Here is a 26,512-nt window from a genome sequence, read left to right on the forward strand (position 1 = left end):
GAAGCCACCAGCCGCGCCCTGGAGAAGATGGTCCGCCTGCACACCACCGGCGCCACCATCACCGACCCCGCCCCCTACTGGCGACGCGCCGCGGTCAACGAAGCCATCTCCATGACCCGCGAAGCCGGCCGCACCACCCCCGTCCAGGACGACACCCTCGAGGACCTGACCCCACCGGCCCACGGCGCCGAGCTGGACACCGAACGCCAGGCCGACGTCACCATGCTGCGCACCGCCCTGGCCGACCTGGCCGACGAGGACCGCCAGCTCCTGTTCGACCGCCACGTGCACGACAAGGCCGTCACCGACATCGCCACCGGCCTGGGCGTCCGCCCCCACGCCGTGACCATGCGCCTGCGCCGCGCCGAGGAACGCCTCGCCGGCGCCTTCGCCGCCGCCCACGCCCGCGCCGTCAACGAACCCGAGTGCCGCACCACCCGCGCCGGCATGCACGACTACCTCAAAGGCCGCATGCTGCCCCGCCGCCAGCACCGCCTCGAGATCCACATGGACACCTGCCCCGACTGCACCCGCGCCTTCATGGACGTCCGCGAAGTCTCCTGGATGCTCCGCGACCTCGGACAACACCTGGTGGCGGGCGCCGTGGCGACGGGCACGCTCGGTGCCGCGCTCGGCAGCTCGGGGCTCACCGCCGTGGCACCCGTGGCCCCCGTCCGGCCACGGCTGCCCCGGCCGCAGACGGCGGTGGCCGCGGGCGTCGTGACCGTGCTCGCGCTGGGCGGCGTCGCGTACGCGTACCTGAGCGCCCTGGACGAGGCGCCGCCCGCCCCCGTCGTGGCGGGGCCCGACGCCCCGGCCACCGGTCCTGCGGCGCCCGTCCCGGACCCGCCCGAGGCCCCCGTCGAGGACCCGGACCCGGAGCCCGCGGAGCCGCGCATCGAGCAGGTGGCGGACGCCGCTCCCCCGGCCACGGAGCCTCGGCCCGCCCAGGACGCCGAGCCTGCGCCGGAGACCCGGCCCGCTGCACCGCCCGCTGCACCGCCCGCCGCCCCGCCCGCTGCCGGGCGCCCGGACCCTGGTCCGACGGACCCGGAGCCCGCGACGACCCCTCCGGCAGCCCCGCAGGAGCCGCCAGCCGCCGCGCCGCCGGCGCAGCCCGAGCCGGCCCAGCCCGAGCCGGAGGAACCCCCGGCGCCCGCGCCGCCGGCGGCGACACCGCCTCCGCCCGCGCCGCCCGCGGCGACACCGCCCCCGCCGCCCGCGACCGCACCGCCCCGGGGCGGCCCGCCCGGGAACCCCGGCAACGAGCACGGCCGGGGGCCGGCGAAGGACAAGGGTCAGGGCCCGGGCAACGGCAAGGGGCACGACAACGGCCACGACAAGGGCAAGGGCCACGACAAGGGCAAGGGTTCCGACCGCGGCAAACGCCCGGGCAAGGGCCACGAGACGGGCAAGGGCACAGGCCCCCGCACGCAGCAGGCGCCCGTCGTCACGGTCGCAGGCATCACCGTGCGACCGTGACGACCGGTGCGCGCGTCGCCGGCGCGGACAGTGATGGTTCCTATCATCCTGATTGACCGGACCAGGGCCCGGGCCCGACATTCGACGCAGGCCCCGGCGTGATCCGCCGTCGCGCACCGGAGCGCGACCGCCGCCGGGCCGGAGCGGAGTCGCCATGCACATCGACGGGCAGATCGACGGGCAGATCGACGACAGGTCCTCACCCCGTCTCGGCCGGAACCTCGACCGCCATCTCGACCGGAGGAGCCTGCTGCGAGGCGCGGCGGTGCTCGGCTCGGCCGCCGCCCTGGGCGTGGGCGGGCTCGCCGGCGGCATGCCGGGCGCCGTGCCACGCGCTGCCGCGGCCGTGCCCGGCTTCCCGACGTTCACACGGGTCGGCGCCGCCCTCGACAAGGCGGCGCTGGCCTACAACCCCACCGACGAGCTGATCTTCCCGTCGGTGCGGCACGTCGCGGGCCGGGTCCGCAACCCGCTGGGCGCCTGGTACATGTACTACGCGCCGCACGACGCGCCGGGCGGCATCTGCCTGGCCTACGCCGACTCGCTGGCCGGGCCGTGGCGCGAGCACCCGGCCAACCCGGTCATCCCCCGCACCTGGTCGCCGCACTACTCGGTGTCCCACGTCTCCAGCCCGGACGCGGTGTGGAACGCGGCCGACGGCCGCATCTACCTCTTCTTCCACGGCGAGAACACGACCACGCGGGTCGCGACCTCCGAGGACGGCGTCACGTTCACCTACGGCGGCACGGTGCTCACCACGGCGATGCTGCCGTCGAACGTCAGCGAGGCCTCGTACGCACGCGTCTTCCCGCACCCGACGCAGTCCGGCACGCACATCATGCTCTTCATGGGCAACCAGGCCGGGACCCGCAAGATCTTCATCGGCTGGTCGACCCGGCTGGGGTCGGGCTGGCAGTTCAAGCCGCAGCCGCTCATCACGCCCGGGGCGGGCGAGGGCGGGCAGCTCTCGGGCGCCCACTACTGGTCGCGCAACGGCGGCGGCCACGTGGTCTACCACAGCGGCTCGGGCTCCATCCACGTGGCCGACGTCGGCACGAGCTTCGACCGCGAGAACCACCTCGGCGTGCTGTACACGGACCCGGTGGCGACCCGGGCCGCCGCGCCGAGCTTCGCCGAGGAGAACGGGCGCCTGCACATGTTCTACGAGGCCGGGGCGCGCGGGAACACCAACATCGCGGTCGCCCGCGCGGGCTGACGGCGGCGTCGCGACCGCTCGCGCGCGGGAGCGGGCCGGTTTCGCTGGAAACCGGCCCGCGACCTGCGCGAGGATGGCCGGGAGGACGCCGGCCCGCGGGCCGGACAGGACGCGACGCGGGGAGCCGTATGACCGACAGGCGGACGACGACCGGACCGGGCCTGGCGAGCCGCGGGCACCTGCTGCGGCTCGGGGCGCCACGCGACACCGCCGCCGTGCGGCACCTGGTGACGTTCCTGGTCGCGAGCGTGGTGACGGTGCTCGCCACACGGGGCTACCTCGCCGCCACGGGCTACCCGCAGATCGGCGGCGGCGACCTGCACATCGCCCACGTCCTGTGGGGCGGCCTGCTCATGGCACTGGCGATGATGCTGCTGCTGTCGTACGTGGGACCGGTGCCGCGCTCGCTCGGCGCGATCCTGGGGGGCGTCGGCTTCGGTCTGTTCATCGACGAGGTCGGCAAGTTCGTGACCTCCGACAACGACTACTTCTACGCGCCCACCGCCGCGATCATCTACGTGGTCACGGTGCTGCTCGTGCTCGTGGTCGAGGGCCTCCACGGCCGCCGTCCGCACCACCCCGCGGAGTACCTCGCGGTGGCTGCCGACCGGCTGACCGCGGGCCTGGCGGGCGGGTTCACCCCGGCCGCGCGCGAGGAGGCGCGGGCCCTGGCCGCCCGCGGTGCGGGCGAGCCGGGCGCCGACCTGGTGGCCGGTCTCGTCGACACCGTGCCCAACGACGACTCCGACGTGCCCGACCTGGTGCGCCGCGGCGTCGACCGGGTGGTGGGCTGGCTCGACGGCCTGGTGGACCGCGCCTGGGCCGCGTGGCTGGTCATCGGGGTGCTCCTGCTCGGCAGCGCCGCCGAGGTGATGGTGGGCCTCGACATCCTCGGCGGGCGGGTGCCGGGCCTGCCCGCCTGGACCGGCGTCGCGATCCTCGCGGCCGTGTCGGTGTCCGTGGCGCTGCTGGTCGTGGGCGTGGTGGTCGGGCGCCGGGACCGGCTGCGGGGCGCGGCCTGGGTGCGCCGCGCGGTGCTGGTCAGCCTGCTGTTCACGCAGGTGCTCGTGTTCCGCGCCGTCCAGTGGGCCGCCGCGTTCGGCCTGGTGCTCGACGTGCTGGCGTTCATAGCGCTGGAGGTCGCGCTCCGCGAGGAACGCCTGGCCGCCGGCGGCGGCGCCGCGACGAGACGCATGCCTTCGGATGGAAACGAGAGGGGTATCCGCTAAGATCGTGGGTTGCTGAGCACGTCGATTGGAGCCCCCCGTGACCGACCAGGTAGCCCGCCCTGCCAAGCGCGCCGACGCCGCGCGCAACCGGCAGCGGATCCTCGAGGTGGCGCGCGCGGCGATGGACGAGCCGGGGGCCGACCCGTCGATGGCCGAGATCTCCCGGCGTGCCGGCGTCGGCATGGCCACGCTGTACCGCAACTTCCCGAGCCGGCTCGACCTCGTGTCCGAGCTCTACCGGAACGTGGTGGACGAGATCTGCGCGGCCGCCGAGCAGGCGCAGGGTGCCGCCGACCCGGGCGCCGCGTTCTTCGGCTGGCTCGAGGAGTTCCACGCGGCGGGCAGCCGCAAGGGCCCGCTCGCGTCCCTCCTGCTGGCCGACGCCGGGGGCGGCACCGCGAGCGACACAGGGGGCGGCACAGGGGGCGGCACTGCCGTGCTCAACACCAGCAGGGCGCGCGTGATCGCCGCGGGCGAGCCGGTCTACGCCGCGGCACGGGCGGCCGGCGCGGTGCGCAGCGACCTCCCGCTCGGCCCGGTGCTCGACGCGATCGTCGCCGTCGGCCGGGTGGCCGAGGACCCGGAGCACACCGGTGCGGTGTTCCGGCTCGTGCTGGACGGGCTGCGCTGCGGCGGGCACGCGGGCGCGCCCGCCGCAGCCTCCTAGGCCGCGGGGTCCGGGCCCGGTCCCCCGAGCTGCTCGTACAGCAGCACCGCGGCGGACAGGTCGTCGCCGCCGTGGCCCAGGGCGGCCACGGCCCGGAAGAGCTCGTGCGCCTGCGCGGTCGCGGGCAGCACGGCGCCGCTGCGCCGCGCCGCGTCGAGCGCCAGCCCGAGGTCCTTGACCACCATCGAGGTGGCGAACGCGACGCCGAAGTCCCGTGCCGCCAGCGACACGGACTTGTACTTCACCAGGGGCGACGCGACGGGGCTGTCGCCGATCACGTCGAGCATCTGCTGCCACCCGAGCCCCGACCGCCGGCCCAGGTCGAGGGCCTCGCTCATGGCGAGCGTGGTCTGCGCGATCATCGTGTTGACGGCCAGCTTCATCACGCGCGCCTCCTCCGCCTCACCGAGGCGGAAGACCCGGCGGCCGATCGCGTCGAGGACGACGCCGAACGCGTCGATGCCCGCCGCGGGGCCGGAGGCCAGCACGCCGAGCTGCCCCGACCGGGCGAGCACGGTGCTGCCCATGAGGGGTGCGCGCACGTACGGCACGCCGACGGCGTCCGCGGCCGCGGCGACGTCGGCCGACGCCTCGGGCGAGACGGTGCTCATGTCGGCGTACACCAGGCCGGGGTGCGCGGCGCTCAGCACGCCGTCGGGTCCGGTGGTGACGTGCCGCAGGGCGTCGTCGTCCGCCACGAGGGTGAGCAGCAGGTCGACGCGCGCGGCGAGCTCGGCGCCGCTGGGCGCCCAGTGCGCGCCCGAGGCGACGAGGTGCTCGGCCCGGGCGGCGGTGCGGTTGTGCACCCACACCTCCAGGCCCGCGTCGAGCAGCCGGGCGGCGACGGTGCGCCCCATGGTCCCGAGACCCAGGACCCCGACCCGGCGGGTCCGCGCCGGGTCGCCGGTGGTCTGCGTGTCGCTCATGCGCACTCCTTGGTGAGTTGTCGGAAGGGAAGGACCGGGACCGGCGGGCGCCTCACGTACCCGCCGGCCCCGGTCGGCTCGTGGCCGTCCGGCCGTCAGCTCCAGCCGAACAGGTCCTGCCGCAGGCCGGCACCGCGGAACAGGTAGTCCCGCGAGGTCTCCAGCTCGCGCCGCAGGCGGTCGAGGTTGGCGTCGAGCAGGCGCCCGCGCCACTTGCGCACCTTGCCGGCGACGATGACGGTCTCGACGTTGGACCGCTCCATGAGCGAGACCACGGCACCGGGCACGCTGTTCAGCGGCGCCACGTTGAGGGCCGTCGCGTCGAGCAGCACGATGTCGGCCTCCTTGCCCGGCGTGAGCGAGCCCGTCTTGTGGTCGAGCCGCAGGTGCTTGGCGCCGTTGATCGTGCCGAAGCGCAGCACGTCGCGGACGGTGAGCAGCTCCGGGGTGCCGGGTGCCGGCGTCGGCCACTGGTTCGGCGGCGTGAAGTCGCCCTGCTCCAGGATCTGCTGGTTCACGACCATGCGCTGCATGGTCATCGCGGACCGCATCTGGGTGAACGGGTCGGCGGTCATGGTCGTCTCGACGTCGGAGCTCAGCGACGGTTCCATGCCGAGCTCCTGCATCTTGAGGATCGGCGGCACGCCGTGCCGCATGTTCATCTCGATCGGGAACGCGACCGAGACCTGGGCACCCGCGTCCCGCGCCCGCTGCCACGCCATGTCAGACATGCCCGTCATGTGGATGAGCAGGTTGTCCGGGCCGAAGCCGAGGTCGTTGTTCGTGCCGCCGGTGCCCCGGGCGATGTCGTCGACGATCAGGCGCGTGCCCCAGCCGGACACGATGTGCGCCGCGATCTGCAGGTCGAGCTCACGCGCGATCTTCCACGACTCGGAGTACATCTCCTCGGTGATGTAGATCTCGCCGCCCATGACCATGGTCAGGAGCTGGTCGTCCGAGGAGAAGTACTGCTCGCGCAGCCGGTAGGCGTCCCGGGGGTAGCGGGCCGACGCGCGGCCGTCGCCCTCGAAGTAGCCGAAGGCGCTGCGCCGGCCGGTGTCCCGCAGGGCGCGGATCGCCGCGTCCGAGTGCTCGGGCGAGTGGTGGATCTGCGAGACGTCGAGCACGGTGGTCACGCCCGCGTCGAGCTGCGAGAGGCCCGCGAACAGCTCGTTGATGTACACGTCCTGCGGCCGGTAGACCGGCGAGAACCGCTGCAGGATGTACTCGGTGTAGTCGGGGTCCGCGCTCGGGGAGCCCGAGTTGTCGTCCACCAGGAGGCCGTTCGCGAGGAACGCGCGCTGCGACGTCTCGAACAGGTGGTGGTGGGTGTCCACGAAGCCCGGCATCACGATGCGGCCGCGGGCGTCGATCACCGAGGCACCCGCCGCGTTGATGTTCGGCCGCACCGCCACGATCTTCGTGCCCTCGACCAGCACGTCGGCGACGGCGAAGTTGCCGACGGCGGGGTCCATCGACATCACGGACCCGCCCTTGATGACGTACCGGCGGCCCGGGCGGCCGCTGTCACGCGGGCCGGAACCGTGGTCCACGCCCCGGTCGTGGGCGGAGGCCGTGCCGGGCAGGAGCATGCTCGCCCCCGCTACGGCGGCGGTCACGGCCGAGGCCTTCAGCACGGAGCGCCGCGCGACCCCGGAGGTGTCGCCGCTTCTCTCCGGCTTCTCGTCGGATGATGTATTCATGGGGGGATTTCCTTCCTGGCGGTGCGGTGGGGACACCCAGCAGGCTAGGAACGGAAGACGCAGGGCCGTGGTCGCATTCCAGTCGACTGCTTGCGTATTCCAGATCTCACCCGGGCACGTTTCACCCGGGCACGGCGAAGCCGTCGTCGGTGAGGACAACAGTCGCCGTGTCCGCTGAGACACAGGGGATCCGGCACGGAGGGGCCGGCATGGTCGGGCGGCGAGGTGGGTGGCCGCCGGACGTTCTTCCCGGTCGGGAGAAGGTGGTCTCCCGACCCGGGGCTACGGGGTGGTCGGCGCGGCGGTGTCCCCGGTGAGGGACCAGCTGGCCAGCAGGTTGAGGGCCCGGGCCGACGGCGACCCCGGCTCGGTGGAGTAGACGTACAGCGTGGTGTCGGAGTCGCCCGGCAGGCTCAGGGTCTCGTACTCGACCGAGAGGTCACCGACCACGGGGTGCCGCAGCCGCTTGGTGCCGTAGGTGCGCTGGTTGACGCGGTGCTCGTCCCACCACCTGCCGAACTCGGGAGCGGACTCCCGGAGCTCTGCGATAAGTTCTGCCGTGGCCCGGTCGGCGGGGTCGTTGCCCGCCTCCAGGCGAAGGCTCTCGACGGTGACCCGGGCCTGCTCCTCCCAGTCGACGAAGAGGTCACGTGACCCTTCGTCCAGGAACATCCACCGGGCGTAGTTGCGCTTCGGCGCGGGGAACCGCTCGAAGTCCGTGAACAGCGCACGGGCCATGCGGTTCTGCGCCAGCACGTCCGAACGGCGGCCGAGCACGAGCACCGGCACGTCGTCCAGGGCCTCGAGCAGCTGGTACAGGCCGGGCCGGAGCCGCTGCACCGGGCGCGAGCGCTGCTGCGGGGTCACCGTGCCGAGCCCGATCAGGTCGGCCAGGTGGGCGCGGCCCGCCGCGTCCAGCGCGAGCGCACGGCCGATGGCGTCGACGACCGCCGGGGACGGCACGATGCGCCGCCCCTGCTCCAGCCGTGCGTAGTAGTCCGTGGACACGCCGGCCAGGAACGCGACCTCCTCGCGGCGGAGCCCGGGGACCCGGCGCACCCGGCCGTCGGCCGGGAGGCCGGACCGCGAGGCGTCGACCTGGTTGCGTGCCCGCCGCAGGAAGTCCGCCAGCTCAGTGTTCTTCTCTGCCATGTCTCCAGTCTGGGTACCCGGACCGCCCCGTGCACCCCCTTGAGTGGTCCTCCGCGTCCTAGGTCGCCCAGGGCCTGTGGAGCCCGCCCGCGGCGCGGTTCCCGCGGCGAGGCTGGAGCTCTACGCGATGCACTCGAGGAGGAGCACCATGAGCAAGATCCTGATCGTCATGTCGGCCGCGGACACCTGGGAGCGGACCGACGGCTCCACGTACCCGACCGGGTACTGGGCCGAGGAGCTGGCCGCCCCGCACATGCGGTTCACCGAGGCCGGCTACGACGTGGACCTCGCCTCGCCCGGGGGCGTGCTGCAGCCGCTCGACGAGCACAGCGCCGACCCCGCGATCGCCGGCCCCGACTGCGCCACCTACGTCGAGTACGCGCAGCGGGTGCTGCGCGAGTTCGGCCCGCTGATCCCGCTCGCCGACATCGACCCCGCCGACTACGTGGGCGTGGTCGTGCCCGGCGGCCACGGCCCCGTGGTCGACCTCTACCAGGACCCGGACCTCGGGCGCATCCTGCGCCGCGTCGACGACGCCGCCGGCCTGATCGGCGCCGTGTGCCACGGTCCGGCGGGGCTGCTCAGCGCCGTCGACCCGGACGGGAGCTGGCGCTTCGCGGGCCGCCGGATGGCCGCCTTCACCGACGAGGAGGAGGAGCTCTTCGGCACGGCGGAGGCCGCACCCTGGCTGCTGGCGTCCCGGCTGCGCGAGATGGGCGCCCGGCACGAGGGCGGCACCGCCTACCAGCAGTTCAACGTGCAGGACGGCAACCTCTTCACCGGCCAGAACCCGGCCTCCAGCGCCCGCATGGCCGAGCAGATGATCGCGGCCGCCCGCTCCACCGGCCTGGTCTGACGACGGACCGAGGAGGCCGAGCACCATGGGCACGTTCTCCCTGCTGACGCACCTCGACGGGTCCGCCGAGCAGCTCGCCACGTTCTCCGAGCGCAGCTCCGTCGAGGGCTGGCTCGCCGCCGAGCGCGCCCTCGCGCTGGCCCAGGCCGAGCACGGCGTCATCGCCGCCGACGACGCCGCGGCCATCGTCCTGGCCGCCCGGTTCGACACCGTCGACCTGCCCGCCCTGTGGCAGGTGGCCCGCACGGTCGGCTACCCGGTGCACGGGCTGGTGGAGCAGATCGGCGGCGCCCTGCCCCCGCACGCGGCGGGCCGGGTCCACTTCGGTGCCACGACGCAGGACGTCATGGACACCGGCCTGGCCCTCCAGCTCGTGCGCTCGCTCGGCCTCCTCGACCGTGACCTGGGCCTGCTGGGCGATGCCCTGGCGGCCCGGGTCACGGAGCACGCCGGGACGGTCATGCCCGCCCGGACCCACGCCCAGCAGGCGGTGCCCACCACGCTCGGCGCGACCCTCGCGCCGCTGCTCGCCGAGCTGGCCCGGCACCGCACCCGGATCGCCGAGGCGCTGCCGCGCCTCGGCGTGGCCCAGCTCTTCGGGGCCGGCGGCACCGCGGCGGCCCTCGGGCCACGCTCGCGCGAGGTCCGGGCCACCTACGCCCGCCTGCTCGGCCTGCGCGACCCCGGGGTCGCCTGGCACGTCGCCCGCGACGGCGTCGCCGAGTTCGGCTGGCTGTGCGCCACGGTCGCGGCCACGTGCGCGCGCCTCGCGCGCAACGTCGTCGACCTGTCACGGACCGAGGTCGGCGAGGTGTTCGAGCCGTACACGAGCCACCGCGGCGCCTCGTCCACGATGCCGCAGAAGGTCAACCCGATCTCGTCCGAGGCGATCATCGGCCTGTCCGGCGCCGCGGGCGCCCTGGTCTCGTCGCTGCCCCGCATCCAGGAGGCCGGGCACGAGCGAGCCGCCGGGGAGTGGCAGATCGAGTGGCAGGTGATCCCGCAGCTCGCCGTGCTCGCGGGCAGCGCGCTCGAGCAGACCCGCGTCGTGGTCGAGGGCCTGCGGGTCGACGCCGACCGGATGCGCGCCAACCTCGGCCTGGAGGGCGGGCTCGTCATGGCGGAGGCGCACATGATGCACATGGCCGACCGCATCGGTCACCAGCTCGCCCACGACCTGCTCTACGAGGCGGCCACCCGGGCCCGCGCCCGGCACACGCCCCTCGACCCCGCGCTGCGCGAGGTCGCCGCGGAGCAGGGCCACACCGACGCCCTCCCGGACGTGACCATCTCGCCGGAGGACTACCTCGGCGAGGCCACGACCGTCACCCGGGTCGCCGTCGACCACTGGGCCGCCGCCCCGGCGCTGCCCACCACGCCCGTGCCCGTCGCCGAGCTGGCGACCCGCACCCGCACCCCGCAGTCCACCCCGAAGGGAACCCGTTCATGAACACCATCAGCGCGCACGCCTCCAACGACCCGACCGCGCAGGACCTGGGCGTCGACCCGCGGCTCTTCCTCGGCGGACGCCGGCAGCACGGGTCCACCGGGCAGACGATCGTCGTCGAGAACCCCGCCACGGGCACCGCCCTGACGGAGGTCGCGAGCGCCACGCCCGCCGACGCCCTCGCCGCCCTGGACGCGGCGTCCGCGGTGCAGGAGACCTGGGCCGCGACGCCGCCGCGCGAGCGCGGCGAGATCCTGCGCCGGGCGTACGAGATCCTGACCGACCGGGCGGAGGAGCTCGCCCGCATCATCACGCTCGAGATGGGCAAGTCCCTCGAGGAGTCGCGGGGCGAGGTGGCCTACGGCGCCGACTACCTGCGCTGGTTCTCCGAGGAGGCCGTGCGCATCTCCGGCGAGTGGAAGGTCAACGCCGCGGGGACCGCCCGCGTGCTCACCATGCGCCAGCCCGTGGGCCCGTGCCTGCTCATCACGCCGTGGAACGCGCCCCTGGCCATGCCGGCCCGCAAGATCGGCCCCGCGATCGCCGCGGGCTGCACGATGATCCTCAAGCCGGCGGCCCAGACGCCGCTGACCGCGCTGTTCCTCGCGGAGGCGCTGGCCGACGCCGGGCTGCCCGAGGGCGTGCTCAGCGTGCTGCCGACGTCCGACGCCGGCGGCCTCACCGACGCCCTCTTCGCCGACGACCGCATCCGCAAGGTGTCCTTCACCGGGTCCACCGAGGTGGGGCGCATGCTGCTGCGCAAGTCCGCCGACCACGTGCTGCGCACGTCCATGGAGCTCGGCGGCAACGCCCCGTTCATCGTGTGCTCCGATGCCGACGTGGACGCCGCCGTAGACGGCGCCATGCTCGCCAAGATCCGCAACAACGGCGAGGCCTGCGTGGCCGCCAACCGGTTCCTGGTGCACGCCGACGTCGCCGAGGAGTTCTCGGCGAAGTTCGCCGAGCGCATGCGCGCGCTGCGCACGGGCGACGGCAGCGAGCCGGGCGTGCAGGTGGGCCCGCTCATCGACGCCGCCCAGCGGGACAAGGTCGCCGGCCTCGTGGCCGACGCGATCGCGCAGGGCGGGCGCCTCGTCACCGGCGGCGCCTCCCCCGACGGCGCGGGCTACTTCTTCACGCCCACCGTCATCACGGACGTCCCGGCGTCGGCCCGGATCAACCGCGAGGAGGTGTTCGGCCCGGTCGCCCCGATCCGCGTCTTCCACGACGACGACGAGGCGGTCCGCCTCGCCAACGACACCGAGTACGGGCTGGTGGCCTACCTGTACACGCGCGACGTGAGCCGCGCCGTCCGCCTGTCCGAGCGGCTCCAGACCGGCATGGTGGGCCTGAACCGCGGGCTCGTCTCCGACCCGGCGGCCCCGTTCGGCGGCGTCAAGCAGTCGGGCATGGGCCGCGAGGGCGGCTCGGCCGGCATCGACGAGTACCTCGAGACGAAGTACGTGGCGCTCGCCGTGTGATCCTCCGGCGCGGGCGGGGCCCGCGGGGTCAGCCCCGCGCGGCCCCCGCCGCGGCGTCCGTCTCCGCGGCCCACGAGCCGAGGAGGCGCAGCCGTTCGGCCGACGGCGACCCCGGTTCGGCCGTGTAGACCAGCAGCACCTGGCCGGGTTCGGCGGTCAGCGCGAGCTCCTCGTAGGCCAGGGTGAGCTCGCCGACGACGGGGTGCCGGAACCGCTTGGTGCCGGCGCCGTGGATGCGTACGTCGTGGGCCGCCCACAGCGTGCGGAACACCTCGCTGCGCGTCGAGAGCTCGCCGACGAGGTCCTGCAGGGCCTTGTCGTGCGGGTCGCGGCCCGCCTGGACGCGCATCATGGCCGCGCACATGGCGGCGAACCGGTCTCAGTCCGGGTAGAAGTCGTGGGCGGCCGGGTCGAGGAACAGGAAGCGCGCGATGTTCGGCGTCCGGCCGCCCTGCCCGATCAGGGGCGAGTAGAACGCCCGGCCGAGCGCGTTGGCCGCGATCATGTCCTGCCGCTGGTCGCGGACCACGGCCACGGCGTCCCGCATCGCGTCGAGCGTCCACTGCAGGCCGGGCCGGGGCGCGCCCGCGCGGGTGGCCCGCCGCCGGCCGCGGCCGGACGACGGCACGCCGTCGGCGGCGCGCGCCAGGTCGAGCAGGTGGGCGTGCTCGGCGTCGTCGAGCCGCAGCGCCCGGGACAGCGCGTCCAGGACGGCCGCCGACGCGCCGCCCAGGGCGCCCCGCTCCAGCTTCGCGTAGTACTCCACGCTCACCCCGGCCAGCGCGGCCACCTCGCTGCGACGCAGACCCTGGACCCGGCGGTTCGACCCCGCGGGCAGCCCGGCCGCCTCCGGCGCCACGCGCGCCCGGCGGGTCATGAGGAACTCACGCACCTCGGCTCGGTTGTCCATGGATCCAGGCTACGGCGGGCGCCCGGGGCGGGAGGTGCCCTGGTGGTACACCCCACGCCAGGGACTCCCCCGCGGCCGGACGCCGCCCAAGACTGGACGAGCCGCGCCGTTCCGGGTGCGGCTCCCCGAGCAAGGAGTGAGACCCATGCGTGGAGTTGTCATGCACGCCCCCGGCGACGTGCGCGTCGAGGAGCGCCCCGACGCGACGATCGTCGAGCCCACCGACGCCGTGATCCGGGTGACCGCGTCCTGCATCTGCGGGTCGGACCTGTGGGGCTACCGCGGCCCTGCGCCGCTGGCCGAGCCCCGGCCGATGGGGCACGAGTACGTGGGGGTCGTGGAGCAGGTGGGCGACGAGGTGCGCGACATCACGGTCGGCGACTACGTCGTCGGCTCCTTCGTCGCCTCCGACAACACGTGCGAGATCTGCCGGGCCGGCTACCAGTCGCGCTGCGTCCACCACGTGATGATGGGCACCGTGGGCACGCAGGCCGAGCTGGCCCGCATCCCGCACGCCGACGGCACCCTCGTGCCGACACCGGGCGTGCCCGACGCCGACCTCGTCCCCTCGCTGCTGGCCGCGTCCGACGTGCTGGGCACCGGCTGGTTCGCGGCTGTGGCCGCCGAGGCCGGCCCCGGCAGGACGATCGCGGTGGTCGGCGACGGCGCCGTGGGCCTGTCCGCGGTGCTCGCCGCCAGGCAGCTCGGCGCCGAACGGATCGTCCTGTTCAGCCGGCACCCCGAGCGCGCCGCCCTGGGCCGCAAGTTCGGCGCCACCGACGTGGTCGAGGAGCGCGGCGACGCCGGGGCGGCCCGCGTCAAGGAGCTGACCGGCGGGTACGGCGCCCACGGCGTGGTCGAGGCCGTCGGTACCGACGAGGCGATGTCGCAGGCGATCCGCTCGGCGCGCCCCGGCGGGCACGTCGGGTTCGTCGGCCTGTCGCACGACGTGCACCTCGACGGCCTCGAGCTGTTCTACAGCACGGTGCACCTGCACGGCGGGCCCGCCCCCGTGCGCCGGTTCCTGCCCGAGCTGGTCCGCCTCATCTGGGACCGCACCATCGACCCGGGGCAGGTCTTCGACCTGACGCTCCCCCTGGAGCAGGCGGCCGACGGCTACCGCGCGATGGACGAGCGGCGCGCCACCAAGGTGCTGCTCACGCCGTGACGCGGGCGGACATCGCGGCGGGCGCTCAGGAGGCCAGCGGGTCGCCTCCCGGCGGGAGGTTGGCCCGCTGGCCGGCCCGGTCCAGGGTGCGGTCCGGGAGCCAGATCGTGAACGTGCTGCCCCGGTCCCCGTGGTCGGCGTGGAGCAGGTGGCCGTCGTGGCTCTCGGCCACCTGGCGGGCGATGGCCAGGCCGAGGCCCGTACCGTCCGGTGCCTCACCGGGCCGGTCGTCCGCCCCGCCGTCCGGGCCCCGGTAGAACCGGTCGAAGATCCGGTCGCGGGCCTCGGGCGGGACGCCGGGACCCTCGTCGGCGACGGCGACCCAGGCCCACCCCTGCCGGCTGCCCACGCCCACCGTGACGGCGCTGCCCGCCGGGGCGAGCCGCACCGCGTTGGACAGCAGGTTGTCCAGCGCGCGAGCCAGCGCGTTCGCGTCGCCGTACGCGACCGGCCCGGGGTGGGCCCGCTCGGTGATGGACACGCCCCGCCGTCCGGCCACCGCCCGGTTCTCGCGCGCGGCGGCCGCCGCGAGCGCCGCGAGGTCCACCTCGCGGTCGGTGAACGCCTCCGAGCGGAGGCGGGCGGTGGCCAGCAGGTCCTCCAGCAGGCGCGACATGCGGCCGGTCGCGGCGAGCACGACGGCGGTCGCCTCGGCCCGCTGCGCGCGGTCGGCCTGGTCGTCGGCGAGCACCGCCTCGACGTTGGCCTGCACCACCATGACGGGGTTGCGCAGCTCGTGGGAGACGTCCTCGATGAGCCGCCGCTCGGCGCTGAAGGCGCGGTCGAGGCGGTCGAGCATGCCGTCGATGGTGTCGGCGAGGGTGCGCAGCTCGTCGTGGGGTCCGGTGGCGCCGATGCGGCGGGAGAGGTCGGTCGCGCCGATCTCCTGGGCGGTGCGGGTGATCGCCTCGACGGGTCGCAGCGCACGCCCGGCCACCCACCAGCCGATCACCACGCTGAGCAGGAACATGATCCCGAGCGCCACCGCGGAGTAGTCGCGCAGGGTCTGCAGGGCGGTCCAGTTCACGGCGTGCTGCACGGTGTCGAGGTCGGCGGCCTGGAACTGCTCGCCCGGCTTGTAGGCGATGCTGCCGTCGGGCTTCTTCTCGAACCGCTTGACGGTGACGGGGTCCAGGGGCGCGGCCACGACGGTGCTGGACAGCGCCAGGTACACGCCCGCGAGGATGAGCGCGGTGACGCCGAACAGGGTGGCGGAGTAGGTCAGCGCGAGCCGCATCCGGACGGTGCGTGCCCACCCCGGCAGCCGCACACGGCGCGGGGACGGGCCGGTGCGGGTCATGCGAGCACGCCGCCGATGGGTGCGGGCAGCTCGCGCAGCCGGTAGCCCCGGCCGATGACGGTCTCCAGGGCAGGCTCCTCGTCGTCGACGGTGAGCTTGCGGCGCAGGGTGCCGACGGTGACGCGCACCGTCTGCGTGAACGGGTCGGCGTTCTCGTCCCACACGTGCTCGAGCAGCTCCTCGGCGGGCACCACGTAGGCGGGCCGGCTCATGAGGTAGCGCAGCACGGCGAACTCCTTGCGGGTCAGGGCGAGCTCCCGCGCGCCGCGCCAGGCGAGCTGCCGGGCGGCGTCGAGCCGGATGGGGCCGTGCGTGAGCACGGCGGCGGCCACCTCGCGTGCCTCGCGGCGCAGCAGGGCGCGGATGCGGGCGGACAGCTCGATGATCGCGAAGGGTTTGACGAGGTAGTCGTCGGCGCCCACGTCGAGGCCGGTCACCCGGTCGGTGAGGCGGCCGCGCGCGGTGAGCATGAGGATGCGCGGCGGGTCGCCGTCAGCGAGGGGCACCTGGCCGGCGCGGACGGCGCGGGTCAGGTCGAAGCCGGTGCCGTCGGGCAGGTTCACGTCGAGCAGCACGAGGTCGTAGGGGCTCAGGGCCAGCTTGTCCCGCGCCTCGCCGACGGTGCGCGCGTGGTCGACGGCGTAGCCCTCCCTGCGCAGCGCGACCTCCAGGGCGCTCACGAGCCCTGCCTCGTCCTCCACGATCAGCAGCCGCACACCAGAACCGTAACCGCCGAGGACCGGGACCGACAGGCCCTGCCGGCCGGGCGCTTTCGGTCGGCTTTCGTTCGGGTTTCCCGCAGTTTTCTCCCCTGTCCGGTGGAGTCGGTGCCATGGACACCACCAGACCCGCCACCCAGGACATCCCCGCCGTCGCCAAGCATCCGCCGTTGCGCCCGCCCGCCGCGCTGCTCGAACGCGCCCTGTTCGAGGTCAAGCGCGTGATCGTGGGCCAGGACCACATGGTGGAGCGCCTCGTGGTCGGCCTGCTCGCCCGCGGCCACGTGCTGCTGGAGGGCGTGCCCGGCGTCGCCAAGACGCTCGCGGTGCGCACCCTGGCCACCGTGGTCGGCGGCTCGTTCACCCGCCTGCAGTTCACGCCCGACCTGATGCCGTCGGACATCGTCGGCACGCGGGTGTGGAAGCCCTCGCGGGAGGACTTCGACGTCGAGCTCGGCCCCGTGTTCGCGAACCTGGTGCTGGCCGACGAGATCAACCGCGCCCCGGCGAAGGTGCAGTCGGCGCTGCTGGAGGCCATGGCCGAGCGCCAGGTCAGCATCGGCGGCCGTGCGTACGCCCTGCCGGACCCGTTCCTCGTGCTGGCCACCCAGAACCCGATCGAGAGCGACGGCGTGTACGCGCTCCCGGAGGCGCAGCGCGACCGGTTCCTGCTCAAGGTCGACGTGGACCACGCCGACGAGCTGGAGGAGCTGACCATCGTGCAGCGCATGAGCGCGGCGCCCCCGCGCCCGGAGCCGCTGCTCGACGCGGCCACGGTGCGCCAGCTCCAGCAGGAGGCCGAGCAGGTGTTCGTGCACCACGCCGTGGCGCAGTACGCGGTGACGCTCGTGATGGCCACGCGCCGTCCGCACCGGTACGGCCTGAACCACCTCGACGGCGTGCTGGAGTACGGCGTCAGCGCGCGCGGCAGCCTCGGCCTGATCGCGGCCGGGCGCGCGCTGGCCCTCGTCCGCGGCCGCGACTACGTGCTGCCGACCGACCTGGCCGACCTCGCCCGTGACGTGCTCGCGCACCGGCTGGTGCTCACGTTCGACGCGGCGGCGGACGGCGTGGACCCGCGCTCCGTGGTGGAGGCCGTGCTGACCGCCGTGCCCCAGCCGCGCGTCGCGCCCGCGGAGGAGGAGGTGATCGTGCGATGACCGACGGCGCGGCCAGGTTCCGCCGCCTCGAGCTCACGGTGCGGCGCCGGGTCGACGGGCTGCTGCAGGGCGACGCCGACGGCGACGCCCTGGGTCCCGGCACCGACCCGGAGGAGCTCACGCTCTACCAGCCGGGCGGCGACGTGCGCCGCATCGACTGGAACGTCACGGCCCGCACCGGCGAGCCGCACCTGTGGCGCACGCGCGCCCAGCACGAGCTCGACACCTGGCTGCTCGTGGACCGCAGCCCCAGCATGGCGTTCGGCACGGCGCTGACCGAGAAGGTCGACGTCGCCGAGCGCGTGGCGGCCGCCGTCGGCCTGCTGACCGCTGGACCCGGCAACCGCGTGGGCGTCGGCCTGGTCGACGCCGCGGGCCTGCGCTGGCTCGCGCCCCGCCCGGGGCCGGCCGCCGCGGCCCTGCTGACCCGGCTCGGCCCTGCCGCCCGGGAGGGCGACGCCGCGGTGCCGCTCGCCGACGCGCTGCGCGGCCTCGGCGCCCGCGCCCGCCGCCGCGGGCTATGCGTGGTGGTCACCGACCTGGTGGTGCCCGACGGCGCCGTCGAACGTCCCTTCGCCTGGGAGGGTCCGCTGCGCCGGCTGACCGCGCGGCACGACGTGGTCGTGGTGGAGATCGACGACCCCCGGGAGCGGGAGCTGCCCGACGTGGGCGAGGCCGTGCTCGTGGACCCGGAGACGGGGCTGCAGCGCGAGATCTCCACGTCCGACCCCGAGCTGCGGCTCGCCTACGCCCTGGAGGCCGCCCGCCACCGGGACCAGACCGCCGCGGCGGTGCGCGCGTGCCGTGCCGAGCACGTGCGCGTGGGCACGGACGAGGACTGGGCGACGGCGCTCGCCCGGTTCGTCCGGGAGCGCCGCCGCACCCCCGCCCGACGCGTCCGGAGGACCCGATGACCTTCACCAGCCCCCTGTTCCTGCTGGCCCTCGTGCCGGTGGCCGCCCTGGCCGCCGCCTACGTGGTGCTGCGCCGGCGCCGCACCCGGTACGCCGTGCGGTTCGCGACCCTGCCGATGCTCGACCGCGTGGCCCCCGCCCGCCCCCGGTGGCGGCGCCACCTGGCCACCGGCCTGGTCCTGACCGCGCTGGCCGCGTTCGCGCTGGCGGCCGCCGGCCCCCAGATGCGCCTCCAGGTGCCGTACGAACGGGCCACCGTCATCGTCGCGATCGACGTGTCCGGCTCGATGGAGGCGCAGGACGTGCCCCCGGACCGCCTGACGGCGGCGAAGGAGGCGGCCGCGCAGTTCGTCCGCGACCTGCCCGGCACGGTGCAGGTCGGCGCCGTCGCCTTCGCCGAGGGCGCGTCGCTGGTGGCCCCCGTCAGCGACGACCGCGCCCTGGTCGAGCGGGCCATCGCGAGCCTGGAGGCCGACGGCGGCACCGCCATCGGCGAGGCCGTGTTCACGTCGGCCGAGGAGGTGGTGCGACAGGCGAGCGCTGCCCCGTCGGACGCGTCCGGCTCGCCGGGCTCGTCGAGCTCGGCCGGGACCGCCGACGACGACGCCGAGGTCGCCGAGCCGGTCCCCGCCCGGCTGGTGCTGCTCTCCGACGGGCACAACACCGCCGGCCGCAGCCCCGCCGAGTCCGTGCAGGCGGCGCTCGACGCGGAGATGCCCGTCTCGACGATCGCCTACGGCACGCCCTCCGGCACCATCGGCAACGGGGTGCGCACCCAGTCCGCGCCCGCCGACGCCGCGTCGCTGCGGATGCTCGCCGAACGCACCGGCGGCCACTTCTACAGCGCCGAGAGCGTGGCCGAGCTGGACCAGGTCTACGAGGACATCGGCTCGGCGGTCGGCTGGCGCACCGAGACGACGTCCGTCACCACCCCGCTGATCCTCCTCGGCCTCGGCCTCGCGGTCGTCGCCACGGCGCTGTCGCTGCGCTGGTTCTCCCGGCTCGTCTGACCCGTCCGCTCGCCCGACCCGTCCGCTCGCCCGACCTGAAGGAGTGGTCCCGTGCAGAACCCTGTCCCGCCTACCGGTCCCGTCCCTGCGTCGCCCGACCCCGTACCGACCCCCGCCGCGTCCTACCGCGCGGCGGCGGCCCGGGCCGAGGACGGCCCCGTCACCCGCACCCCGGTCCCGCGGGGCCCCACGACCGGCCTCGGCCGCCCTGCGGGCCCACGCCAGTTCGTACTCGGCGAGCCGGCCGCCCCGGCCCCGCCCGCCGTGCGGCGGTTCGTCACGTCGCCCGGGCTCGCGCCTGGCACGGCGGTGCCCCTGATGGCCAACGGGGCGGCGGACAAGACGGCGGGCAGGGCGGTGGCACCGCCGGCGTCCGCCACGCCGCTCCCAGAGAGCGCGCCCGCCGACCCGCGCCGCCGGTCGTGGCCGCTGGTCACCATGTCGGCCGTGCTCGCGCTGGGCGCGCTGTTCGGGTCGGTCACGACGGGCCTGGTCACGGGGCTGGTCACCGGGCCGGACGAGACTGCGCCGGCGGCGGCCGCCCCGGCCCCCGTGCCCGGCGTCGGCCTCACCACGTCGGGCGCGGCGCAGCGGGTGCTGCCGAGCGTGGTCCAGGTGCGGGCCGGCTCGCGCGGCGGGTCGGGCGTGGTCATCGACGGCAGCCACGTGGTGACCAACGGGCACGTCGTCGTCGGGGCGTCCACGGTCGAGCTCGTGCTGGACGACGGCCGCCGGGTCAGCGGCCGCGTGCTCGGCGCGGACGAGCGCAACGACATCGCGGTGGTCGAGGCCGACCTCGGTGGTGCGCCCGCGGCGACCCTGGGCAGCAGCGCGGCGCTGCGTATCGGCGAGCCGGTGATCGCCGTCGGCTCGCCGCTGGGTCTCACGGGGAGCGTCACGGCGGGCGTGGTGAGCGCCGTCGACCGGGACGCGGGCGGCTTCCCCGGGCCGATGGTGCAGACGGACGCCTCGATCAACCAGGGCAACTCCGGTGGTCCGCTGGTGGACCTGAGCGGCGACGTGGTGGGCATCAACACGGCCATCGCCACGGTGGGCGGCTCGGGCAGCATCGGCATCGGTTTCGCGGTGCCGATCGACCGCGCCGCGCAGGTCGCCGAGCGCATCATCCGCGGCTCCTGAGCTCAGTCGCTCCTGACCGCCATGTCCTGGAGCCCGACCGTCGCCACGAGCGCCAGCCGGCTCCGGGACTCGGCGTCGCGCGGCGTGTCCACGACGAGCCGCAGGTCCGAGCCCTGCGTGGTGAGCACGTTGGACTCCACCGCGATGTCGCCCACCTCGGGGTGCTCGACGACCTTGCGCGCACCCTGGTGCTCCCCCACCGCCCGCTGCTCCCACAGCTCCCGGAACCGGTCGCCGCGCAGCAGCCGTGCCACGAGCGCCCGCAGGTCCGGGTCCTTCGGGTAGCGGCTCGTGGTCGCCCGCAGGTCGGCGACCAGCGACCGCTCGAACGCGTCCCGCTCGTCGGTGGTCTGCCGGATGCGGGACGGCTGTTGCTCGAACTGGAACAGCATCGCGTTGCGGTCCTCGGCCGGCTGCCGCGTCGGGTCGCCGAGCGCCGCCGCGAACAGCGGGTTCCAGGCCAGCATCTGCCAGCCCGCGTCGCAGACCAGCACGGGACTGCCCGCCAGCTGCTCGACGATGCGGTGCACGCTGCCGGGGATCAGGCGGGGCACACGGTCCGGCGTGGTGGCGTGGCCGGCGAGGCGGAAGAGGTGGGACTGCTCGTCGTCGGACAGCCCGAGCGCCCGGGCGAGCGCCGCGCACACCTGGGCCGACGGCGTGCTCGCGCGCCCCTGCTCCAGCCGCACCACGTACTCGACGGAGATGCCGGCGAGCTGCGCGAGCTCGCTGCGCCGCAGTCCCGCGACCCGGCGCGGGGAGAGGTGCGGCAGGCCGACGTCGCCCGGCGCGATCCTGTCGCGCCAGGTCCGTAGCGCGGTTCCAAGCTCGTCCATGGGCTCATCCTGCTGCATGCCGCCCCGCCCCGGCGTGGTACGGGCTGTACCACCACGAGCCGTGGCTCCCTCGCACCGGCGCCGGGCCGCAGGCTCACTGCCATGGACATCTTCCTCACCGGCGGCAGCGGATTCGTCGGACAGCACCTGATCACCCGCCTCCTCGCGGACGGCCACACCGTGCGAGCCCTGGCCCGCAGCACCGAGGCGGCACGACGCGTCGAGGCGGCCGGCGCGACGGCCGTACGCGGCGACCTCGCCGACCTCCGCCGCACCTCGGACGGCGGGCCCGACCGGCCCCCGTCCTGGCTCACGTCGCTGGACGGCGCGGACGCCGTCGTCCACGCGGCCGCCCGCATGGCGTTCTGGGGGCCGGACGCCGGTTTCGAGCGCGACAACCACTGGCCCACGATCACCCTCTTCCGGGCTGCGGCGGACGCCGGGGTCGGACGCTTCGTGCTCATCAGCGCCGCCGCCGTCTCCACCGACGGGCGGGGCGGCCCCGCCGTCGTCGACGAGACGACGCCCACCGGCCGCCCGCTCATCGCCTACGGCCGTGTCAAGCTCGCGACCGAGCAGGCGCTCGCCGCGCTGCCGACCCCCGGGACGACGCTGGTGACGCTGCGTCCCCCGATGATCTGGGGCGTCGGCATGACGACGCTGCGCGAGGCGGCGCAGGGTGCACGGGCCGGGCAGTACGCCTGGATCGACAACGGCCGGCACCTCGTGGACCACGTGCACGTCGACAACCTCACCGCGGCGACGTCCGCCGCCCTGACCCGCGGCACCGACCGCGGCGTCTACTACGTGACCGACGGCGCGCCCCGGTCGGTGCGCGACTTCATGACGCCGATGATGGCCGCCGCCGGGGCCGACGTGCGCTCGGCGCGGAGCGTGCCGTACGGGACGGCGGCGGTGCTCGCCGGCGTGCTGGACGCGACGTGGCGCCTGCTGCGCCGTCCGACCGCCCCGCCGCTGGACCGCTGGCTGCTCGCCTTCCTGGGCCGCGACCGCACGTACGACATCACGCGGGCACGGGTGGAGCTGGGGTACCGGCCGGTGCTGTCGTTCGAGGAGGGGGTGGCGGAGCTGCGGGCGTGAGGCGGCTCGCGTGGTCAGGCGGCGTCGGCCTGGAGGGCCGGGCCGAGCGTGAGCCCGCCGTCGATCACGTACTCCGCCCCCGTGACGAACGACGCGTCCGACGACGCGAGGAACAGGAGCAGGCCGCTGACGTCGGCGGGCTCCCCGAGCCGCGGGACGGCGAACGGCTCGGGCGAGTAGAAGTCGGCGATGGCCGTGCTCGCGCCGGCCGCCGGCTCCTGGATGAACGGGGTGGCGATCACGCCGGGGAGGATGGTGTTCACCCGGATGCGGTCGCGGCCCAGCTCGAGCGCCGCCGTCTGCGTCAGCCCCCGCACCGCCCACTTGCTGGCGACGTACGGCGCGTAGTGCGCCGTGCCGGCCAGGGCCATGGTCGAGGCGATGTTGACGACGGCGCCCCCTCCCGCGCGGCGCAGGGCGGGGGCCGCGGCCCTGATGCCGAGGAACGTCCCGGTGAGGTTGACGTCGAGGATGCGCGACCAGGTGGCCGGGTCGGTGTCCTCGACCGTCGCGGGCGGGTTCTGCACCCCCGCGTTGTTGACCAGCACGTTCAGGCCGCCGAAGGCCTCCTCCGCCGCAGCCACGGCGGCGGACCACGAGCTCTCGTCGGTGACGTCGAGGTGGACGGCGAGGGCGCGTGTCCCGAGCTCGTCGACCAGGGCGGCGCCACGCTCCTCGTCGAGGCCGGCGATCACGACGTGCGCGCCCTCCGCGTGGAAGGCGCGCACGTGGCTGGAGCCCTGGCCGCCGGTGCCGCCGGTCACGAGCACGGTCTGGTTGTCGAAGCGGGGCATGGGGTGCTCCTTCGGTGTCGCGGGTTGTGAGTCGAGTGACTCACCATTGCTTCGACAGTAGGCCTCTGGTGGTTGTGAGTCAAGCGACTCGCCACCTGCCCCACCCGCCCGCTCACGGCAACACCGGTCCGGACCCCGTCATGGCATCAGCCCGCCCTGCAGGCCACGTCACGCTTCGGGAGGGTCCCGTCCACCAGGAACGTCGTGGTGGTCTCCAGGGCGCAGGGGTTGTCGTGCAGCACGTAGGCCCCGTGCCCGCTCTGGTCGACAGTCACCAGACGCGACCGGTCACCGAACCGCTCCCGGGCGAGCTGGCCGCCGCGCAGCGGAGTAGCCGGGTCCCGCTCGTTCTGCACGATCAGGATGTTCCGCTTGCCTTCCCGCGAGATCTCCGCCTGCTCGACGGGCTCGTACGGCCAGTACGCACACGGCGTGATGTTGGCCCCCGCCGCGCCGAACATCGGGTACTTCGCCCGGTCCTCGGCCGCGGTCTCCTTGTAGTGCTGCACGTCCGTGGGCCACTCGGCGTCGTTGCAGCTCACCGAGAGGAACACCGTCAGCGCGTTGTCGGGCTCCCAGGGTTCCTCGGCGTTGGCCGCGGGATCGGCCGGGGCACCCACCAACGGACCGGCGGGCGCGTCAGCGGCCAGCTGCTTCACGACCCCTGCCCCGTCGTCGGCCATGACCGACTCCCAGATCTCAGCGATCTTGGGGTACTGGGCCGGGCTGTAGAGATACCCGAAGTTGGCCATCCGGAAGATCACGCCATCCACCCCGACCATCGGCTGCTCGTCGAGCCGCTCGGCCAGCTCGAAGTAGGTGGCACGCACCTGCGCCGGGGTGCGGCCCAGCCCGTAGCTGCCGTGCCGCTTGGCCGCCCACCTCGCGAAGTCAGGGAACGTCTCCTCCATGCCCGGACCCCACAGACGGAGCACGTCCTGGTTCAGGTGCGTGGCACCGATGTTGCTGTCCAGCACCACCCGGTCGGCCCGGTCGGGGAACATCGCGTCGTACGTGGCACCCAGTCCGCTGCCGTAGGAGTAGCCCAGGTAACTCGCCTTCTCCTCACCCAGCGCTGCCCGGATCTGGTCCAGGTCGCGCGCCGTGTTGGGCGTGTTCAGGTGCTGCAGCAGCTCGGCGTCGGACGACGCGGCGCACTGCTCGGCGATGCCCCTGACGACCTCCGCCTGCGCCTCGACGGATGCATCGTCCACGGCGTAGGGCGGGAGGTTGCCGAAGTGCGGGGTCTCCGCGGTGAACCCGCAGTGCGCGGCCGTCGAGTGCCCGATGCCCCGGGTGTCCATCCCGATGATGTCGTACGCGTCCCGAACGCTCTTGGGCAGACCCCTGGACGCCAGCACCGTGGGCAGCGCGAGCCCGGAACCGGACGGGCCGCCGGGGTTCAGCAGCAGGATGCCGCGGCGCTTCTCCGGATCGGTACTGGCCATCCGCGAGATCATGAGGTCGATCTGCTCGCCGCCGGGCTCGGCGTAGTCCATCGGCACCTGCACCGTCGCGCAGTCCAGCACGTACGGGAAGGCGTCCTCGACCACGTCGACGGGACAGGTACCCCACTCCGCCGCCGCCGGCGTAGGTACCTGCGCCGTCCCGGCCGCCGCCGGGCTGGTCGTGGCGGACCGATCGCCGGCCAGGGCGGGCACGCTCACCGAGGCCGCCAGGCCCACCGCCAGCGTCACCGCGATCCCGCGACGTGCGGCGCGTCGAGACAGCCACCGCCTCGGGTCTCGGGCCTCGGACGCATCCGGTACAGACATGACAGGTCCGTCATCGACAGGGATCGGCTTCGTGCGCTCTGGCATCGTGGCCTTCCTTCAACAGAGAGGTTTCACCCCGGGAGCAGCCGGCACCGAGCGTCGACCAGCCCCCGAGGTCGGTCCGACCAGTCTTCGCAGGATCCGGCGCGTCGCCCAGTGACGAGCCGTCACCAGCACCCAGGAGGTTCTCCGTCCCCGTCCGTGACATGTGTCACGCCGGTTGCGCACGGTGCCGCGGGCGGGCGACAGGGAGCGTCTGCGGCGCCGACCGTGATGACGACGGTGAACGTCTGGCCGTCACGGCGCACCTCGAGGTCGCCGTCCACCTCGGACGCCCGCCGGGCGATGCCGGTCAGCCCCGCCCCGCCCGCGTTCCCGGGCCGGTCGGGGGCGTCGGCCGCGACGTCGTTGGAGATCTCGTAACGCCACGTCCGATCCGTGCGGGTGAGGGACAGTCGGGCCCACCTGCCGCCGCCGTGGCGCAGCACGTTCGTCGTCGTCTCGCGGACGACCGGACCGAGGGTGGACGCCGGGGCGAGCGAGGCGTCGGGGTCCACCGTGGCCTCGGCCTTGGTGCCGGCGGCGCGCAGCAGGTCGACGGCGTTGGCGAGCTCGTCGCGCAGCGGGACGGACCGGAAGCGGGTGGCCAGGTCGCGGGTGCCCTGCCGGGCGTCGTCGACGCTGGCACGTGCGGCGCGCAGCTGTTCCGTGCCCGCCCCCGGGTCGCGCGGCATGAGCCGCTCGGCGAGCTCCAGCTGGAGGGCGACGACCTGCAGGTGGTGCCCTTGCAGGTCGTGCACGTCGGTCGCCAGGCGGAGCCGCTCGTGGGTCGCGGCGAGCCTGGCCTCCGAGGCGCGGGCCCGGTCGAGCGTGGCGAGCACGTCCCACCACCACAGCGACGACACGGTCACGATCGGCAGGATGGCAGACAGGAGGAGCACCTGGGGCCAGTTGGCGGCCGGAACCTCGCCCAGCGTGCGGCGGACGTCGATCACGCAGAGCGCGACCAGCAGCGCGGTCGCAGCCAGCGCGACGCGCAAGCGAACTCCAGGCGGCCAGTTCACCAGCATGGCCACCTGGATCAGCGGCAGGACACCCACCACCCACACCCCGGTGACCAGCCCAGCCGCGAGCCCGTACGCCGCTGCGAGCAGGAGCGGTGGGAGATGGCGCCACCAGACCACCAGCGGCACATCCACGGTGCGATGCCGGTAGTCGAGCAGCAGGGGCAGCGTCGCGAGCCACCACAGCAGCCCACCGACACCGACGGCTGCGGACGTGACACGGCCGAACCCACTCTCGACGAGAGAGTTCACCAGGAGGACCACGATGACGAGCTGGGAGACCACGATCGCCAGTGCGACGTACCACCAGGTCGCGCTGATGCTCCGGGTCAGCCGTAGCGCGGTACGGGCCTCGACAGCCGATGCGGCGACGGCGGAGCGATCGGGCCGGCTGCTCATTCGCCCAGGTTACGAGCATGACACATGTCACGGATGCGGCCCTCACGCCCGCACGGCGCTCAT

22 protein-coding genes and 1 pseudogene are annotated in these 26,512 nt (G+C 74.6%); 13 read left to right on the forward strand and 10 right to left on the reverse strand.

Features of this window, described 5'->3' with window-relative positions:
- The 4 genes from APR03_RS00005 to APR03_RS00020 all read left to right on the forward strand — a co-directional run.
- Positions 1-1,482, forward strand: a 1,482-nt coding sequence (locus tag APR03_RS00005; RefSeq protein WP_253831516.1) for a zf-HC2 domain-containing protein, incomplete at its 5' end; no start/stop codon positions are given.
- A gap of 154 nt (positions 1,483-1,636) precedes the next feature.
- Positions 1,637-2,698, forward strand: coding sequence for a glycoside hydrolase family protein (locus APR03_RS00010; protein ID WP_253831518.1), 1,062 nt, complete (start codon positions 1,637-1,639; stop codon positions 2,696-2,698).
- Positions 2,699-2,826: 128 nt separating this feature from the next.
- A complete protein-coding gene (locus APR03_RS00015) occupies positions 2,827-3,927 on the forward strand; it encodes a hypothetical protein (RefSeq protein ID WP_253831520.1) in 1,101 nt (366 codons plus the stop codon).
- A 37-nt stretch (positions 3,928-3,964) separates the two neighbouring features.
- Positions 3,965-4,594 carry a TetR/AcrR family transcriptional regulator gene (locus APR03_RS00020; protein WP_253831521.1) on the forward strand — a complete coding sequence of 210 codons (630 nt, stop codon included), beginning with the start codon at positions 3,965-3,967 and terminating at the stop codon, positions 4,592-4,594.
- Here the strand turns inward: APR03_RS00020 and APR03_RS00025 are convergent.
- The 3 genes from APR03_RS00025 to APR03_RS00035 form a co-directional block, all read right to left on the reverse strand.
- Complete coding sequence (locus APR03_RS00025; protein ID WP_253831523.1) at positions 4,591-5,520, reverse strand: NAD(P)-dependent oxidoreductase; 930 nt, start codon at positions 5,518-5,520, stop codon at positions 4,591-4,593. The two genes, APR03_RS00020 and APR03_RS00025, sit on opposite strands and share 4 nt — an antisense overlap.
- A gap of 95 nt (positions 5,521-5,615) precedes the next feature.
- Complete coding sequence (locus tag APR03_RS00030; RefSeq protein WP_253831525.1) at positions 5,616-7,223, reverse strand: amidohydrolase family protein; 1,608 nt, start codon at positions 7,221-7,223, stop codon at positions 5,616-5,618.
- Between the two features lie 282 nt (positions 7,224-7,505).
- Positions 7,506-8,375, reverse strand: coding sequence for a helix-turn-helix transcriptional regulator (locus tag APR03_RS00035; protein WP_253831527.1), 870 nt, complete (start codon positions 8,373-8,375; stop codon positions 7,506-7,508).
- A 148-nt stretch (positions 8,376-8,523) separates the two neighbouring features.
- On the opposite strand from APR03_RS00035, the gene APR03_RS00040 reads away from it, so the two are divergent.
- Genes APR03_RS00040 through APR03_RS00050 form a run of 3 tightly spaced genes read left to right on the forward strand, consistent with a single transcriptional unit; the run spans position 8,524 to position 12,159 of the window.
- Positions 8,524-9,231 carry a type 1 glutamine amidotransferase domain-containing protein gene (locus tag APR03_RS00040; RefSeq protein ID WP_253831529.1) on the forward strand — a complete coding sequence of 236 codons (708 nt, stop codon included), beginning with the start codon at positions 8,524-8,526 and terminating at the stop codon, positions 9,229-9,231.
- 25 nt (positions 9,232-9,256) lie between these two features.
- Positions 9,257-10,681: a lyase family protein gene (locus APR03_RS00045; RefSeq protein WP_253831531.1), complete on the forward strand. Its 1,425-nt coding sequence runs from the start codon at positions 9,257-9,259 to the stop codon at positions 10,679-10,681.
- Positions 10,678-12,159 carry an NAD-dependent succinate-semialdehyde dehydrogenase gene (locus APR03_RS00050; protein ID WP_253831533.1) on the forward strand — a complete coding sequence of 494 codons (1,482 nt, stop codon included), beginning with the start codon at positions 10,678-10,680 and terminating at the stop codon, positions 12,157-12,159. The genes APR03_RS00045 and APR03_RS00050 overlap by 4 nt, the downstream gene beginning before the upstream one ends.
- A gap of 28 nt (positions 12,160-12,187) precedes the next feature.
- On the opposite strand, the pseudogene APR03_RS00055 reads toward APR03_RS00050, so the two are convergent.
- Positions 12,188-13,069, reverse strand: a pseudogene (locus APR03_RS00055) (helix-turn-helix domain-containing protein).
- A gap of 145 nt (positions 13,070-13,214) precedes the next feature.
- Here APR03_RS00055 and APR03_RS00060 point away from each other — a divergent pair.
- The gene (locus APR03_RS00060; RefSeq protein ID WP_253831535.1) at positions 13,215-14,237 is read left to right on the forward strand and encodes a zinc-dependent alcohol dehydrogenase family protein; all 1,023 of its coding nucleotides are present in this window, start codon (positions 13,215-13,217) and stop codon (positions 14,235-14,237) included.
- Between the two features lie 25 nt (positions 14,238-14,262).
- On the opposite strand, the gene APR03_RS00065 is transcribed toward APR03_RS00060, so the two are convergent.
- Together APR03_RS00065 and APR03_RS00070 are read right to left on the reverse strand one after the other, a co-directional pair.
- On the reverse strand, positions 14,263-15,537 hold the full coding sequence (locus tag APR03_RS00065) for a sensor histidine kinase (RefSeq protein WP_253831537.1): 1,275 nt from the start codon (positions 15,535-15,537) through the stop codon (positions 14,263-14,265).
- Positions 15,534-16,253 (reverse strand): response regulator transcription factor, encoded by a 720-nt coding sequence (locus APR03_RS00070; RefSeq protein WP_253831539.1) that lies wholly within the window; start codon positions 16,251-16,253, stop codon positions 15,534-15,536. Before APR03_RS00070 ends, APR03_RS00065 begins: the two co-directional genes overlap by 4 nt.
- Positions 16,254-16,369: 116 nt before the next feature.
- Here APR03_RS00070 and APR03_RS00075 point away from each other — a divergent pair, with 116 nt between their 5' ends.
- From APR03_RS00075 to APR03_RS25110, 4 genes are read left to right on the forward strand one after another with little or no spacing between them, the layout of a single operon-like run.
- Positions 16,370-17,416, forward strand: a complete 1,047-nt coding sequence (locus APR03_RS00075; RefSeq protein ID WP_253831541.1) for an AAA family ATPase — start codon at positions 16,370-16,372, stop codon at positions 17,414-17,416.
- The gene (locus tag APR03_RS00080) at positions 17,413-18,330 is read left to right on the forward strand and encodes a DUF58 domain-containing protein (RefSeq protein WP_253831543.1); all 918 of its coding nucleotides are present in this window, start codon (positions 17,413-17,415) and stop codon (positions 18,328-18,330) included. Before APR03_RS00075 ends, APR03_RS00080 begins: the two co-directional genes overlap by 4 nt.
- A complete protein-coding gene (locus APR03_RS00085; RefSeq protein WP_253831545.1) occupies positions 18,327-19,340 on the forward strand; it encodes a VWA domain-containing protein in 1,014 nt (337 codons plus the stop codon). The genes APR03_RS00080 and APR03_RS00085 overlap by 4 nt, the downstream gene beginning before the upstream one ends.
- Before the next feature lie 51 nt (positions 19,341-19,391).
- On the forward strand, positions 19,392-20,480 hold the full coding sequence (locus APR03_RS25110) for a S1C family serine protease (protein WP_253831547.1): 1,089 nt from the start codon (positions 19,392-19,394) through the stop codon (positions 20,478-20,480).
- 2 nt (positions 20,481-20,482) lie between these two features.
- Here the strand turns inward: APR03_RS25110 and APR03_RS00095 are convergent, their stop codons facing one another.
- On the reverse strand, positions 20,483-21,316 hold the full coding sequence (locus tag APR03_RS00095) for a helix-turn-helix domain-containing protein (protein ID WP_253831549.1): 834 nt from the start codon (positions 21,314-21,316) through the stop codon (positions 20,483-20,485).
- 102 nt (positions 21,317-21,418) lie between these two features.
- On the opposite strand from APR03_RS00095, the gene APR03_RS00100 reads away from it, so the two are divergent.
- Positions 21,419-22,417, forward strand: a complete 999-nt coding sequence (locus tag APR03_RS00100) for an NAD-dependent epimerase/dehydratase family protein (RefSeq protein ID WP_253831551.1) — start codon at positions 21,419-21,421, stop codon at positions 22,415-22,417.
- A gap of 14 nt (positions 22,418-22,431) precedes the next feature.
- On the opposite strand, the gene APR03_RS00105 is transcribed toward APR03_RS00100, so the two are convergent.
- From APR03_RS00105 to APR03_RS00115, 3 genes are all read right to left on the reverse strand, one after another.
- Positions 22,432-23,211, reverse strand: a complete 780-nt coding sequence (locus APR03_RS00105) for a glucose 1-dehydrogenase (RefSeq protein ID WP_253831553.1) — start codon at positions 23,209-23,211, stop codon at positions 22,432-22,434.
- Positions 23,212-23,357: 146 nt separating this feature from the next.
- Complete coding sequence (locus tag APR03_RS00110) at positions 23,358-24,908, reverse strand: alpha/beta hydrolase (protein ID WP_253831555.1); 1,551 nt, start codon at positions 24,906-24,908, stop codon at positions 23,358-23,360.
- A gap of 245 nt (positions 24,909-25,153) precedes the next feature.
- A complete protein-coding gene (locus tag APR03_RS00115) occupies positions 25,154-26,449 on the reverse strand; it encodes a sensor histidine kinase (RefSeq protein WP_253831557.1) in 1,296 nt (431 codons plus the stop codon).
- Positions 26,450-26,512: the final 63 nt, after the last annotated feature.

It is taken from the genome of Promicromonospora thailandica, assembly GCF_024171955.1.
Taxonomy (GTDB): Bacteria; Actinomycetota; Actinomycetes; order Actinomycetales; family Cellulomonadaceae; genus Promicromonospora; species Promicromonospora thailandica.